The sequence below is a fragment of the Paraburkholderia dipogonis genome, assembly GCF_046027395.1.
Classification (GTDB): domain Bacteria; phylum Pseudomonadota; class Gammaproteobacteria; order Burkholderiales; family Burkholderiaceae; genus Paraburkholderia; species Paraburkholderia dipogonis_A.
This window is the reverse complement of the sequence record NZ_JAQQEG010000013.1, coordinates 156,728-170,317: the sequence shown is the minus strand read 5'-3', so window position 1 is coordinate 170,317 and position 13,590 is coordinate 156,728. Positions and strand designations below refer to the sequence as shown.

The following is a 13,590-nucleotide window of genomic DNA, read 5'->3' as shown; positions in this document are numbered from 1 at the left end:
CGCCGATGGATCGCGTTGGCGCGCGAACGGAAACGCCGGCCGCGCGAAGCAAAGCGCCCATTGTAGAGAGTTGCCGCCAGGCTGCGGTGGAAAATGCGCCACGCGGCGCGCGCGCCGGGAGCGGGCGCTAGAATGCGGCATCATCGAACGATTCGGAACGGATAACCATGCGCATCTTGCTAGTCGAAGACGACCGGATGATCGCCGAAGGCGTGCGCAAGGCACTGCGCGGCGAAGGCTTTGCGGTCGACTGGGTGGAAGACGGCGAAGCTGCGCTCAGCGCGGCGGCCAGCCAGCCTTACGATCTCGTGCTGCTCGACCTGGGCCTGCCCAAACGCGACGGTCTCGACGTGTTGCGCACGCTGCGCGCGCGCGGCCATGCGCTGCCGGTGCTGATCGTCACCGCGCGCGACGCCGTGGCGGATCGCGTCAAAGGCCTCGACGCCGGCGCCGACGATTACCTGGTCAAACCTTTCGATCTTGACGAGCTCGGCGCCCGCATGCGCGCGCTGATCCGGCGTCAGTCGGGGCGCAGTGATTCGACCATTCGCCACGGCAACCTGACGCTCGATCCCGCGTCGCATCAGGTCACGCTCGACGGCGCGCCGGTCGCATTGTCGGCGCGTGAATTCGCGCTGCTCGAGGCGCTGCTCGCGCGGCCTGGCGCTGTGCTCTCGAAGAGCCAGCTCGAGGAAAAAATGTACGGCTGGGGCGAGGAGATTGGCAGCAATACCGTCGAGGTTTACATCCACGCGCTGCGCAAGAAACTCGGCGCGGATCTGATCCGCAACGTGCGCGGTCTGGGCTATATGATCGCAAAGGACGCCTGAGCCGATGCGTTCGATTCGCCGTCAATTGCTGGTCTGGCTGCTGGCGCTGGTGTTGCTCGGCGTCGGCATCGCGGGTTGGCTGATCTACCGGCAAGCGCTTGCCGAAGCCAACGAACTCTTCGATTACCAGTTGGAGCAGATCGCCGCGGCGCTGCCGTCGGAACCGTTCTCGCAAGTGCTCGGTTCGCGCGACACCGGCGACGAAGGCATCGTGCTGCAGATCTGGAATCGCAACGGCGTGCTGATGTACTACTCGCGTCCGCGTGCGCCGCTCGCGCCGCGCGCCGAACTCGGCTTTTCGACCGAGCACACGGATCGCGGCGAGTGGCGCGTGTATGGCGCGATCGTTGGCGATAACGTGGTGCAGCTGGCGCAGCCGGTTTCCGTGCGCAACCGGCTCGCCGCGAATGTCGCGCTGCGTACGCTGTGGCCGTTGATCGTGCTGCTGCCTTTGTTGGGGCTCGCGGTGTGGGTGGTTATCGGACGCGGACTCAGGCCATTGCGGCGCGTGACCAGCGCGCTGGACGCGCGTCACCCCGAGGCGCTCGATCCTCTGCCGGATCAGCGTCTGCCGCTTGAAGTGCAGCCGCTCGTGCGCGCGCTGAACGGTCTGCTCGAACGGCTCGCCACCGCGCTCGATATTCAGAAAGCATTTGTCGCCGACGCCGCGCACGAATTGCGCACGCCGCTCGCCGCCGTGCAGATTCAGGCGCAACTGGTAGCGCGCGCGAAGGACGAAGCCGGCCGCGGCGAAGCGCTCGCCGATCTGCAAGCCGGCGTGACGCGCGCCACGCGACTTGCCGAACAACTGTTGGCGCTCGCGCGTTCCGAACCGGACGGCCTCGCCGCCACCGACGCGATCGATCTGCGCGCGCTGCTGCAGGAGTGCGTGGTGGCTTACGCGCCGCTTGCGCTGAATCGCGGCGTCGATCTCGGCATCGAGGCGACGGAATCTGCCACCGTGATCGGCGACGCCGACGCGCTGCGCGTGATGTTCAACAATCTCGTGGATAACGCAACCAAATACACGCCGCGCGGCGGACGTGTGGACGTTGGCCTGCATGTCGAAGAAGGGCACCCGGTCGTGCGGATCGCCGACAGCGGACCGGGGATCGAACCGGCTGAACGCGATCGCGTGTTCGATCGTTTCTATCGCGCGGGCGCCGGCGCGAATCGCGTGCGGACCGACGTGGCGGGCAGCGGCCTGGGTCTCGCGATCGTGCGCCGCATCGCCGTGCAGCATCATGCTGCCGTATCGCTCGACGAATCGCCCGCGGGTGGCTTGCAGGTCAGCGTGCGTTTTTGAAGGCAAGGCTTTCTGTTCGTAAAGAGACTTAAACAAGGCTTAAACAGGCCTAAATAACTGGATGGAAGCGGATCTGTCGCTGCTTAAGACTCTTTTAAGCGATGCCCCGTACGCTTCGAGACATCCAAAGTCTTTTTTCTCCCAGTCAGGAGTACACGATGAACGCGAAAACCTTGTCCCGCAGCGCTGTTGCAGTGGCTGTCGCCGTGGCGCTCTCCGCCGGCTATGTGGCGGGGCATCGCGACGTGCCCGCGCCGCAGGTCATTTCGCCGGCGCAAGCCGCGATGATGCCCGCCGAAGCCGCTGCCAAAACCGGCATTCCCGACTTCTCGGGCCTCGTCGAAACCTACGGCCCGGCCGTCGTCAACATCAGCGCGAAGCACGTCGTCAAGCAGACGGCGCTGCGCGGCAATCCTGGCAATGGCAACGGCGGCGGCAATCAGTTGCCGATCGATCCGAGCGATCCGTTCTACCAGTTCTACAAGCACTTCTTCGGCGGCATGCCGGGCATGCAAGGCGGCGGCGACGGCGGCGATGCGCCCGATCAGCCGAGCGCGAGCCTGGGCTCGGGATTCATCGTCAGCAACGACGGCTACATCCTGACCAATGCGCACGTGGTGGACGGCGCCAATGTCGTCACCGTGAAGCTGACCGACAAGCGCGAATTCCGCGCGAAGGTGGTCGGCGCCGACAAGCAGTCCGACGTCGCCGTGCTGAAGATCGACGCGAGCAATTTGCCGACGGTGAAGATCGGCGACCCGCGCCAGAGCAAGGTCGGCCAGTGGGTCGTCGCGATCGGCTCGCCTTACGGTTTCGACAACACGGTGACCTCGGGCATCATCAGCGCGAAGTCGCGCTCGCTGCCTAACGAAAACTACACGCCGTTCATTCAAACCGACGTGCCGGTGAACCCGGGCAACTCGGGCGGGCCGCTCTTCAATCTGCAAGGCGAAGTGATCGGCATCAACTCGATGATCTATTCGCAGACCGGCGGCTTCCAGGGCCTTTCGTTCGCCATCCCGATCAATGAGGCGATCAAGGTCAAGGACGACATCGTCAAGACCGGCCACGTGAGCCGCGGACGTCTCGGCGTGGCGGTGCAGGGCATGAACCAGACGCTCGCCAATTCGTTCGGGATGCAGAAGCCGCAAGGCGCGCTGGTCAGCTCGGTCGATCCGGGCGGCCCGGCGGCCAAGGGCGGCTTGAAGCCGGGCGACGTGATCCTGTCGGTGAACGGTGAGCCGGTTGGCGACTCGTCGGATCTGCCGGCGCAGGTCGCGGGTCTCGCACCGGGCAGTTCGGCGACCGTGCAGGTCTGGCGCGACAAGGCCACCAAGGACCTGAAGGTGACCATCGGCTCGTTGTCGGATGCGAAGGTTGCCTCGGACAAGGCCGATCAGCCGACTCAGTTGCAAGGCCGTCTCGGCGTGGCGGTGCGGCCGCTGACGCCGGAAGAGAAGAGCGGCGCGTCGGTCTCGCACGGTCTGCTGGTGCAGCAATCGGGCGGCGCGGCGGAAAGCGCCGGCATCCAGCCGGGCGATGTGATTCTCGCGGTCAACGGCCGGCCCATTTCGAGCGTGGATCAGCTGAAGCAGGTGATCGCCAGTGCCGGCAACAGCATCGCGTTGCTGATCCAGCGCGACAATGCGCAGATCTTCGTGCCGGTCGATCTCGGCTGATGAGTCGCGCGGACTGGGCGGACCGATCGTTCGTCCGGCTGGCAGTTTGACCGACGGTCCGCTGATCCGCCCGCGAATTGAAGTAATGCTTGCCGGTCCGTTGCATTTACTGCCAGCGGATCGGCAATTTTCATTTGCGGCGTGGCATTGAAGAAGGGCGCTGTGCGCCACCCGGTGCGGCGCGCGGCGGTTCCAGATGACGCGGCCGGCAGCTTGGCACGCAGGTTGCGTCTGCCCTGATCCGGGCCCATCGCGGGATACTGGAGAAGCAGGGATAAGACCTCAACAAGGAGCAAACCGATGAAAACCCAACGCAATCAGCGAAGGATCGTAGCCGCTGCGGTATGCGCAGCGCTCACGCTCGGTCTGGCGGGTGGCGCGTATGCACAGCAGGCAAGCGACACGACCGGCGGCACGACCACGGATCAAACCAGCGCGGGCAACGACAATGGCGGCGGCCTGCCGCAAATCCAGCAGCAAGGCGACGTCTCGTTCGTGTCGGGCGGCGTCGGTCTCGACGAATCGAAGGCATTGCAGCAGGCGCAAAGCCAGTGGCCGCTGTCGCTCCGCTTCACGGGCCCGGGCTCCGACTTTCTCGCCGACGTTCACGTGCGCGTGGTCGATGCGCACAACGGCGAGGTGCTGAGCACCACGTCGCGTGGACCGTACATGCTGGTCAAATTACGCCCGGGCCGCTACACGGTGCATGCGCAATACAAGGATCGCGACCAGTCCAAACCGGTGACCGTCCCGGCCAAGGGCACCGTCAAGGCCGCGTTCTACTGGAACACGCAGTAAGCGCGGCGCCGTTCTGCGCGGCGTTGTGGTCGGCGCCGCACGCCGTGCAGGAAGGCCGCGCAATCAGCCGGACTTTGGTCGATAATGAAGCCACGGGCACACCCCGTGGCTTTACTGTTTGCACGACCGCACACCATCACGGAGCCGAGACATGAGCGATGCCTTGACACCCCACGGGAGCCCCGGCGCGAGCGCGGGCGGGCACACCATCGCGATCACCGGCAACAATCACCGGGTGCGCGTGATCCACGGCGGCGTGACCATGGCCGATACGCAGGCGGGACTGACACTGTCGGAAACCGGTCTGCCTGACGTGTTCTATTTCCCGCGTTCGGACGTGAACATGGCCCGGCTCGAACGCTCCGAACACACCTCGCACTGTCCGTTCAAAGGCGACGCGTCGTACTTCCATCTGCGGACGGAAGACGGCCTGATCGAGAACGCCGTGTGGAGTTACGAAACGCCGCTCGAGTCGGCGATGAAGATCAAAGGGTATCTCGCGTTTTACGCATCGCGCGTCGACCGCATCGATCAGACATCCTGATCCCGCTGTCGCGCGTTCATCGGGGAGGCTGCCATGGAACTGAACGACGCGTTACGGATTCCGCTTGCGCCGTCCGACGTCTGGGAGGCGTTGCAAGACCTTGCGCTACTGCGCGCCAGCCTCGACAACTGCGAGTCGTTCACACGCTTTGCGCACGGCGAATACGAACTGATCATGACCGTGCCGCTCGGCCCGCTGCGCGCACGCTACCAGGCGCGTGCCCACGTGGCCGGCCAGGATTCCGGACCGGCGGACGCGCAGCGTCGCACCATCAACTTCAAAGCCCGGGCCGAAGGCATCGGCGCATTGCGCGGACAGATCGAAGTGCGCTTGCGCGCGGACGAAAGCGCGCACGCCGCCGACAGGGAGCGCGGCACGCGAATCGATTACACGATCTGGGCGACCTCGTCCGGCCCGCTCGCCGAATTGCCGACGCGGCAACTCGAAAATGCGCTGCATCAACTGGCTGATGACTTTTTCACCGAGTTCGACGCCGTCGTGCGCGCCAAGCATGGGCAAGGTCCGAATCGCGCGCGGGGTTCGGCGGTGCGCCGCCAGCATGTGTTTTTGCGGCCGATCACACTCGGCAGCATGGCGCGGCGCGTGCGGACGGATCACGGCAATGCGCTGCCTGGGCGCGCGGCCAGCGCGTCGCACGGGACCGCACATGGTGTGTCGCATGGGGTCCCGCATCACGAGCCTAGCCCGCACGCGGTCCCGAACTGGGCGTGGGCCGCGATGATCTTTCTGGTCGCGCTGCTGTTGTATGTGGCGCGTTGGATCAGCGAGCATTGATTCTTGAGCTTTTAGGAGTTGTGGCGCGCGCGGCGGGTTGCGCCGCTGTCGCGCCGATGCGACTACGAAATTCCGGTGGCTTGCTACGAAACGTCGTCGGCTGAGTAGCGTTGCACTCGCCGCGCTCACTCTCACACTCACACTCCGCGAAACTCCCTTCTCCATGCCGACGGCGACGTCCGGAACGCCTCCGCGAAATGTTGCCGTAACGAAGCGGTCGAGCCGAAGCCCGCAATCCCCGCGATCGCTTCCACCGACTCGTCGGTGCTCTCCAACAGTTGCTGCGCGCGAGCGAGCCGCTGCGCCAGCAGCCATGCGCCGACGGTCGTGCCGGTGGCGAGCCGGAAGCGTCGGGTGAAGGTGCGGCGGCTCATCAGCGCGCGCCCGGCCAGTGTGTCGAGCGTATGCGGCAGCGCCAGATTGCCGCTCACCCAATCGAGCAGGCCCGACAGCCGGTCGCCGCGCACGTTCGGCGGCATCGGCTGCTGAACGTATTGCGCCTGGCCGCCTTGCCGATGCGGCGGCACCACCAGCCGGCGCGCCACGTGATTCGCGACCCCAGCGCCGCACATCTTGCGCATCACGTGCAGACAGCAGTCGAGGCCGGCGGCGGTGCCGGCCGAGGTCAGCACGTTGCCGTCGTCGACATAGAGCACGTTGGGGTCGAGCCGCACGCGCGGGTAGCGGCGCGCGAAGTCGTCGGCCCACGCCCAGTGCGTCGAGGCCGGACGGCCGTCGAGGATGCCGGCGGCCGCCAGCACGAACGCGCCCAGACAAAGCCCGACCAGTTGCGCGCCGCGCGCATGGGCGGCGCGAAGCGCGTCGAGCAGCGCCGCGGGCGGTGTTTCGGCCGGGTCGCGCCAGCTCGGCACGATGATCGTGTCAGCATCGGCGAGCGCTTCGAGTCCATGCGTGACGGCGATCGAAAAGCCGGCGGTGGTGGTCAGCGCGCCCGTTTCGGCGGCGCAGACGCGAAAGTCGAAGTCCGGCACGCCACCACCGCTGCGGTCTTCGCCGAACACCACGCACGGTACCGAAAGATGGAACGGACTGATGCGGTCGAACGCGACCACCACGACGATGTGGCGGGCCGGTTCGCCGCGTGTCGCGGCAGAGGAAGCGGAAGCGGGCGCGGCCATCAGTCACCTCGTGAATTCCATCGATGGCCCGATTCTAGCGAATCTTGTCATTCGGGTCGCTGTCCTGAAGCGGGCCGTGGAGGAACAATGCAGTCATCGCCGCTGCTCGTGCTGAGTCCAAACCGGACCCGCCCGCGCGGGCCCGTTACCCGACCAAGGAGTCTTGCCATGACCACACCGCGCCGTGCGCTGATCGTCATCGACGTGCAGAACGAATACGTGACCGGCGATCTGCCGATCGAATACCCGGACGTGCAAAGCTCGCTCGCCAACATCGGTCGAGCGATGGATACGGCGCGGGCCGTCGGCGTGCCGGTGGTGGTCGTGCAGAACTTCGCGCCGGCCAGTTCGCCGTTGTTCGCGCGCGGCAGCAGCGGGGCGGAGTTGCATCCGGTGGTGGGTGAACGGGCTCGCGATCATTACGTGGAGAAGTCGCTGCCGAGCGCTTTCACCGGCACCGATCTGGGCGATTGGCTCGCCGCGCGTCAGATCGACACGCTGACCGTGACCGGCTACATGACGCATAACTGCGACGCGTCGACCATCAACCACGCGGTTCACTCAGGGCTTGCCGTCGAATTCCTGCACGACGCGACGGGTTCGGTGCCGTATGAAAACAGCGCGGGTTTCGCCAGCGCGCAGGACATCCACCGCGTGTTCAGCGTGGTGTTGCAATCGCGCTTCGCGGCGGTGGCGAGCACGGACGAGTGGATCGCGGCGGTGCACGGCGGGGCGCCGCTGGAGCGCGGCAATATCTATGCATCGAACCAGAAGGCGCGAGCCACGCGTGCCGCGGCGTAAAAACGTCGCGGGCGGTGGCCGCGTCGAACGGCTGCTATATAAAGATGCGGCACGACGCCGCTGCGCATAAAACAGAGGCGGCCGGGTTGTTCACCCGACCGCCTTTTTTGCATAGGCCCCTTGCGCCAGACAGATAACTAACCGCCGCCTGTCCGCTGTGCATGGCCGTTGCGCAACGCTGGGCTCAGCTTCAGCGCGTCGAACATACCTTCGACCATCTGCACGGCATGCGCGCCGAAATCCGTGGCGTCGGGCAGAAACAGCATGTCGCGCAGCGAGCCGCTGACAAACGCATGCACCATCGCCGCCGCCAGCTTCGTATCCAGATCCGCGGGCAGTTGCCCTTTGGAGATGGCGTTGCGCAGACCGCCCTCGATTTTCTTGAGTCCTTCGCGCATGTTGGTCTGATAGCGGACCATCACCGGGCCCATTTCCTCGACCAGCTCGCATTTCAGAAACAGGATGTCGAACACCCGCCGGCGACGCGGGTCGTTCGCGGTGTCGCGCAGGCAGACTGTGCAGATTTCCATTAGACGCCCAAGCGGATTGGGCTCGTTGGGATCTTGCGAAGCGGCTTTGAGTTCGTCCAGCGGCAAAAGCACGCGGTCGAACATTTCAGTAAACAGATCGCTTTTATGTGCGAAGTGCCAGTAGATGGCACCACGTGTGACGCCGGCGGCCTGCGCGATGTCGGCAAGCGACGTGCGCGATACGCCTTTCTCGAAGAAAACCCGTTCGGCCGCGTCGAGAATGCTGTTGCGCGTCTCCTGCGCCTCTTCTTTGGTTCTTCTGACCATGTTGGAATGACCTGCCCTGATTGTGGGGTTTTCCCGAGCGTTTTTAAGTACGCCCAGTGACAATCCGTCTACCGTTAAGCGAATTGCGAAGCGATCTTGCAAGCCCCCCGCCAGCAAGAGATATAAACGCACTTTTACATGCATTCGTGAATGTATATATAATAGCATCCCACGATCGGATAGCCCAAGCCGTGACGAAACGTTAATATCCGTCACTGTTGCCTTTCAAAACGCTCTTCGCGCCGTGCCCAGACGGGCGGCGCCGTGCGGCATTTCCCCGGTATGGCGCATTTCGCTCAGGATGCCCTGCAGGTTCGGTTTGCGTCCGCGGGTGTCCGGTCAAGCGTCGCGAGACGCATGTGTGCGCTGTCGTCCCCGGGGTAGGGATGCGCGCACTTTTTCATTCTCAGTCTTAGACAGAGGTCGCTCCATGCGCGTCGAACGGGTTCCATTCCGCTTAATCAGTGCCGCGACGGCTGCCGTATTGCTGGCAGCGTGCGGACCAAAACAATCTGCCCCGCCGCCCCAAACGCCCGAAGTTGGCGTCGTCACCGTTCAGCCGACGGCCGTGCCCGTCGTCACCGAATTGCCCGGCCGCACCAGTGCTTTCCTCGTGGCGCAAGTGCGCGCGCGGGTCGACGGCATTGTGTTGCGCCGCGAGTTCACGGAAGGCAGCCAGGTCAAAGCGGGTCAACGTCTGTACAAGATCGACCCGGCGCCGTACATCGCCACGCTGAATAACGCCAAGGCGACCTTGGCGAAGGCCCAGGCCAACCTCGCGTCGGTCACCGCGCAAGCCAACCGTTACAAGGTGCTGGTGGCGGCCAATGCGGTCAGCAAGCAGGACTACGACAACGCGGTGGCCTCGCAAGGCCAGGCCGTGGCTGACGTCGCCTCAGGCAAGGCGGCGGTCGACACGGCGCAGATCAATCTGGGCTATACGGATGTGATTTCGCCGGTGAGCGGCCAGGTCGGCATCTCGCAGGTCACGCCGGGCGCCTACGTGCAGGCGAGCGCCGCCACGTTGATGGCCACCGTGCAGACACTCGACCCGGTCTATGTGGACCTGACGCAATCGAGTCTCGACGGTCTGAAACTGCGCCGCGACATGCAGGAAGGGCGCCTGAAGACCACGGGTCCGGACGCCGCCAAGGTGTCGCTGATTCTCGAAGACGGCCGCACCTATTCGGAGAAAGGCAAGCTGCAGTTCACCGACGTGACGGTGGACCAGGGCACCGGTTCGGTCACGGTGCGCGCAATCTTCAAGAACGCGGACAAGGTGCTGCTGCCGGGCATGTTCGTGCGTGCGCGCATCGAAGAGGGCGTCAACGAAAACGCGCTCGTCGTGCCGCAAGTCGGCGTCACGCATGACCAGAAGGGTCAGCCGACCGCGCTGGTCGTCGGTAACGACAACAAGGTCGTGTTGCGTCAGCTGGTCACCTCGGGCACGTACGGTTCGAACTGGGTCGTCGAAAGCGGCCTGAATCCGGGCGACCGCGTGATCGTGCAGGGTACCGACAAGGCGAAACCCGGCACGCAGGTCAAGACCGTTGCCGCGCAACTTCCCGCCACACCCGCTTCCGGCGCAGCTGCTCAGGCCGCGCCGGCCGCCAGCGGTGCGCAGACAGCACAACCTGCCTCCGCCGCATCGGGCGCGTAATAACAGGGAGCCCGCCTCATGGCAAAGTTCTTCATTGATCGCCCGATTTTTGCATGGGTGATCGCCATTATTCTGATGCTCGCGGGTATCGCGTCGGTCTTCACGTTGCCGATCGCGCAATACCCGACGATCGCGCCGCCGGCCGTGCAGATCAGCGCAACGTACCCGGGCGCATCGGCGAAGACGGTGGAAAACACCGTCACGCAGGTGATCGAGCAGCAGATGAGTGGTCTCGACCACTTGCTGTATCTGTCGTCCACGTCGGACGACTCGGGTACGGCAACCATCACGCTGACGTTCGCGGCCGGTACCAATCCTGACATTGCGCAGGTGCAGGTGCAGAACAAGCTGCAGCTCGCCACGCCGCTCTTGCCGCAAGCCGTGCAACAGTTGGGCACCAAGGTCACGAAGTCGAGCAGCAGCTTCCTGCTGGTCATGGCGTTCGTGTCCGAAGACGGCAGCATGAGCAAGTACGACCTGGCGAACTACGTCGCGTCGAACATTCAGGATCCGGTCAGCCGTATCGACGGCGTGGGCACGGTGACGCTGTTCGGTTCGCAGTACGCCATGCGGGTCTGGCTGGACGCGAACAAGCTTACCAACTTCGGCTTGACGCCGGTGGATGTGGAAGCCGCGCTGACGGCGCAGAACGTCCAGGTCGCGGGCGGTTCGCTCGGCGGCACGCCGTCGGTGCCGGGCCAGGTGCTGCAGGCCACCATCACGGAAGCCACGCTGCTCAACACGCCTGAACAGTTCGGCAACGTGCTGCTGAAGGTGAACCCGGACGGCTCGCAAGTCCGCATCAAGGACGTGGCGCGCATCGAGCTGGGTGGCGAAAACTACAACTTCGACACCAAGTACAACGGTCAGCCGACGGCAGGCTTCGGTATTCAGCTCGCTACCGGCGCGAACGCGCTGGCCACCGCCAAGGCGGTGCGCGCGAAGGTCGCCGAACTGTCGAAGTACTTCCCGCACGGTCTGGTGGTGCAGTATCCGTACGACACCACGCCGTTCGTGCGCCTGTCGATCGAAGAAGTGGTCAAGACGCTGCTCGAAGGTATCGTGCTGGTGTTCCTGGTCATGTACCTGTTCCTGCAGAACCTGCGCGCCACGCTGATCCCGACGATCGCCGTGCCGGTGGTGCTGCTGGGCACGTTCGCGATCATGGGTCTGGTGGGTTTCTCGATCAACACGCTGTCCATGTTCGGGCTGGTGCTAGCCATCGGCTTGCTGGTGGACGATGCGATCGTGGTGGTGGAAAACGTCGAGCGGGTGATGCAGGAGGAGGGCTTATCGCCTCGTGACGCCACCCGCAAGGCGATGGATCAGATTACCGGCGCGCTGGTCGGCGTGGCGCTCGTGCTGTCGGCGGTGTTCGTGCCGGTGGCGTTCTCGGGCGGCTCGGTCGGCGCGATTTACCGGCAGTTCTCGCTGACGATCGTGGCGGCGATGGTGCTGTCCGTGCTGGTCGCGTTGATTCTGACGCCGGCATTGTGCGCGACGATCCTCAAGCCGATCGAAAAGGGTCACGAGGAAAAAACCACCGGTTTCTTCGGTTGGTTCAACCGCACCTTCAACAAGAGCCGCGACAAGTATCACTCGGGCGTGCACCACGTGATCAAGCGCTCGGGCCGTTGGCTGATCATCTATATGGTGGTGATCTTCGCGGTCGGCCTGCTATTCGTGAAGCTGCCGAAGTCGTTCCTGCCTGACGAAGACCAGGGCACGATGTTCGTGCTGGTGCAAACGCCGTCGGGCTCGACGCAGGAAACCACGGCGCGCGCGCTGAAGGACGTGTCCGACTACCTGCTCAATACCGAGAAGAGCATCGTCGAATCGACTTTCACGGTGAACGGCTTCAGCTTCGCCGGTCGCGGTCAGAACGCGGGCCTCGTGTTCGTGCGGATGAAGGATTATTCGCAACGTCAGCACTCGGATCAGAAGGTGCAGGCGCTCGTGGGCCGTCTCTTCATGCACTTCGGCAGCTACAAGAACGCGCTGGTATATCCGGTGAATCCGCCGTCGATTCCTGAACTCGGCACGGCCGCGGGCTTCGACTTCGAATTGCAGGATCGCGCGGGCGTCGGTCACGAAAAGCTGATGGAAGCACGCAATATGTTGCTGGGCATGGCGGCGAAAGATCCGACGCTGGCTCAGGTGCGTCCGAACGGCCTGAACGACACGCCGCAGTTCAAGGTGGATATCGACCACGAGAAGGCTTCGGCGCTCGGCGTGTCGCTGGCCGCGATCGACCAGACGTTCTCGATCGCGTGGGCGTCGCAGTACGTGAACAACTTTCTCGATACCGACGGCCGGATCAAGAAGGTGTATCTGCAAGGCGATGCTCCGTTCCGTATGAAACCGGAAGACCTGAACGTTTGGTACGTGCGCAATACCGCGGGTGGCATGGTGCCGTTCTCGTCGTTCGCCAGCGGCACGTGGACCTACGGTTCGCCGAAGCTGGAACGCTACAACGGTATTTCCGCGGTGGAAATCCAGGGCGCGGCGGCACCGGGCAAGTCGACCGGTCAGGCCATGACGGCGATGGAAGCGCTCGTGGCAAAGCTGCCGGCGGGTGTCGGCTACGAGTGGACGGGCCTGTCGCTGCAGGAACGCCAGTCCGGTTCGCAGGCGCCGATTTTGTACGGCATCTCGATCCTCGTCGTGTTCCTGTGTCTCGCGGCACTGTATGAAAGCTGGTCGATCCCGTTCTCGGTGATCATGGTGGTGCCGCTCGGCGTGATCGGCGCACTGCTGGCCGCTACGCTGCGCGGGCTCGAGAACGACGTGTTCTTCCAGGTGGGTCTGTTGACCACGGTCGGTCTGTCGGCGAAGAACGCGATTCTGATCGTGGAATTCGCCCGCGAGCTGCAGCAGGGTGAAGGCATGGGGCCGATCGAGGCCGCGCTGGAAGCAGCGCGTCTGCGGTTGCGTCCGATTCTGATGACGTCGCTCGCGTTCATTCTCGGCGTGATGCCGCTCGCGATCAGTAACGGCGCCGGTTCGGCCAGCCAGCACGCGATCGGTACCGGCGTGATCGGCGGGATGTTGACGGCGACCTTCCTCGCCATTTTCATGATCCCGATGTTCTTCGTCGTGATCCGCGCGAAATTCGGCGGTGAGAAGGAAGACCCGGATGAGGCGCTCGCACACTACAACCAGCACCATCCGCATGACGGCCAAGGCGGCGGTTCGGCTGGCGGGTCGGCTGATGAAGGCTCGGGCAAGGACGGACATTGAG

At 64.4% G+C, this 13,590-nt stretch carries 11 protein-coding genes; 9 read left to right on the top strand and 2 right to left on the bottom strand.

Annotated features, from left to right (window positions below; genetic code table 11):
• Nucleotides 1–167: 167 nt before the first annotated feature.
• The 6 genes from PQR32_RS15500 to PQR32_RS15475 all read left to right on the top strand — a co-directional run bounded on the left by PQR32_RS15500 (nucleotide 168) and on the right by PQR32_RS15475 (nucleotide 5,952).
• Nucleotides 168–830, top strand: a complete 663-nt coding sequence (locus PQR32_RS15500; protein ID WP_115098934.1) for a response regulator — start codon at nucleotides 168–170, stop codon at nucleotides 828–830.
• A 4-nt stretch (nucleotides 831–834) separates the two neighbouring features.
• Nucleotides 835–2,136: an ATP-binding protein gene (locus tag PQR32_RS15495; RefSeq protein WP_408228135.1), complete on the top strand. Its 1,302-nt coding sequence runs from the start codon at nucleotides 835–837 to the stop codon at nucleotides 2,134–2,136.
• A gap of 158 nt (nucleotides 2,137–2,294) precedes the next feature.
• Nucleotides 2,295–3,815 (top strand): DegQ family serine endoprotease, encoded by a 1,521-nt coding sequence (locus PQR32_RS15490; protein ID WP_408228132.1) that lies wholly within the window; start codon nucleotides 2,295–2,297, stop codon nucleotides 3,813–3,815.
• Nucleotides 3,816–4,115: 300 nt separating this feature from the next.
• On the top strand, nucleotides 4,116–4,613 hold the full coding sequence (locus PQR32_RS15485; protein WP_408228129.1) for a peptidase associated/transthyretin-like domain-containing protein: 498 nt from the start codon (nucleotides 4,116–4,118) through the stop codon (nucleotides 4,611–4,613).
• Nucleotides 4,614–4,764: 151 nt separating this feature from the next.
• Nucleotides 4,765–5,157, top strand: a complete 393-nt coding sequence (locus PQR32_RS15480) for a DUF427 domain-containing protein (RefSeq protein ID WP_408228126.1) — start codon at nucleotides 4,765–4,767, stop codon at nucleotides 5,155–5,157.
• 33 nt (nucleotides 5,158–5,190) lie between these two features.
• Nucleotides 5,191–5,952 (top strand): SRPBCC family protein, encoded by a 762-nt coding sequence (locus PQR32_RS15475; protein WP_408228123.1) that lies wholly within the window; start codon nucleotides 5,191–5,193, stop codon nucleotides 5,950–5,952.
• 137 nt (nucleotides 5,953–6,089) lie between these two features.
• Here the strand turns inward: PQR32_RS15475 and PQR32_RS15470 are convergent, their stop codons facing one another.
• A complete protein-coding gene (locus tag PQR32_RS15470; protein ID WP_408228120.1) occupies nucleotides 6,090–7,091 on the bottom strand; it encodes a helix-turn-helix domain-containing protein in 1,002 nt (333 codons plus the stop codon).
• A 168-nt stretch (nucleotides 7,092–7,259) separates the two neighbouring features.
• Here PQR32_RS15470 and PQR32_RS15465 point away from each other — a divergent pair, with 168 nt between their 5' ends.
• The gene (locus PQR32_RS15465; RefSeq protein WP_408228117.1) at nucleotides 7,260–7,892 is read left to right on the top strand and encodes a cysteine hydrolase family protein; all 633 of its coding nucleotides are present in this window, start codon (nucleotides 7,260–7,262) and stop codon (nucleotides 7,890–7,892) included.
• 137 nt (nucleotides 7,893–8,029) lie between these two features.
• On the opposite strand, the gene PQR32_RS15460 is transcribed toward PQR32_RS15465, so the two are convergent.
• On the bottom strand, nucleotides 8,030–8,689 hold the full coding sequence (locus PQR32_RS15460; protein ID WP_408228246.1) for a TetR family transcriptional regulator: 660 nt from the start codon (nucleotides 8,687–8,689) through the stop codon (nucleotides 8,030–8,032).
• Between the two features lie 430 nt (nucleotides 8,690–9,119).
• Here PQR32_RS15460 and PQR32_RS15455 point away from each other — a divergent pair, with 430 nt between their 5' ends.
• Both PQR32_RS15455 and PQR32_RS15450 read left to right on the top strand, forming a co-directional pair.
• Nucleotides 9,120–10,349: an efflux RND transporter periplasmic adaptor subunit gene (locus PQR32_RS15455; protein WP_408228114.1), complete on the top strand. Its 1,230-nt coding sequence runs from the start codon at nucleotides 9,120–9,122 to the stop codon at nucleotides 10,347–10,349.
• An 18-nt stretch (nucleotides 10,350–10,367) separates the two neighbouring features.
• Entirely contained in the window at nucleotides 10,368–13,589 is a 3,222-nt protein-coding gene (locus PQR32_RS15450; protein WP_408228111.1) for an efflux RND transporter permease subunit, read from the top strand.
• Nucleotide 13,590: the final 1 nt, after the last annotated feature.

Bases quoted from the DNA above. Each gene is read 5' to 3' on its own strand.
- PQR32_RS15500 (WP_115098934.1), top strand. From the start codon at position 168: ATGCGCATCTTGCTAGTCGAAGACGACCGGATGATCGCCGAAGGCGTG.
- PQR32_RS15495 (WP_408228135.1), top strand. From the start codon at position 835: ATGCGTTCGATTCGCCGTCAATTGCTGGTCTGGCTGCTGGCGCTGGTG.
- PQR32_RS15490 (WP_408228132.1), top strand. From the start codon at position 2,295: ATGAACGCGAAAACCTTGTCCCGCAGCGCTGTTGCAGTGGCTGTCGCC.
- PQR32_RS15485 (WP_408228129.1), top strand. From the start codon at position 4,116: ATGAAAACCCAACGCAATCAGCGAAGGATCGTAGCCGCTGCGGTATGC.
- PQR32_RS15480 (WP_408228126.1), top strand. From the start codon at position 4,765: ATGAGCGATGCCTTGACACCCCACGGGAGCCCCGGCGCGAGCGCGGGC.
- PQR32_RS15475 (WP_408228123.1), top strand. From the start codon at position 5,191: ATGGAACTGAACGACGCGTTACGGATTCCGCTTGCGCCGTCCGACGTC.
- PQR32_RS15470 (WP_408228120.1), bottom strand. From the start codon at position 7,091: ATGGCCGCGCCCGCTTCCGCTTCCTCTGCCGCGACACGCGGCGAACCG.
- PQR32_RS15465 (WP_408228117.1), top strand. From the start codon at position 7,260: ATGACCACACCGCGCCGTGCGCTGATCGTCATCGACGTGCAGAACGAA.
- PQR32_RS15460 (WP_408228246.1), bottom strand. From the start codon at position 8,689: ATGGTCAGAAGAACCAAAGAAGAGGCGCAGGAGACGCGCAACAGCATT.
- PQR32_RS15455 (WP_408228114.1), top strand. From the start codon at position 9,120: ATGCGCGTCGAACGGGTTCCATTCCGCTTAATCAGTGCCGCGACGGCT.
- PQR32_RS15450 (WP_408228111.1), top strand. From the start codon at position 10,368: ATGGCAAAGTTCTTCATTGATCGCCCGATTTTTGCATGGGTGATCGCC.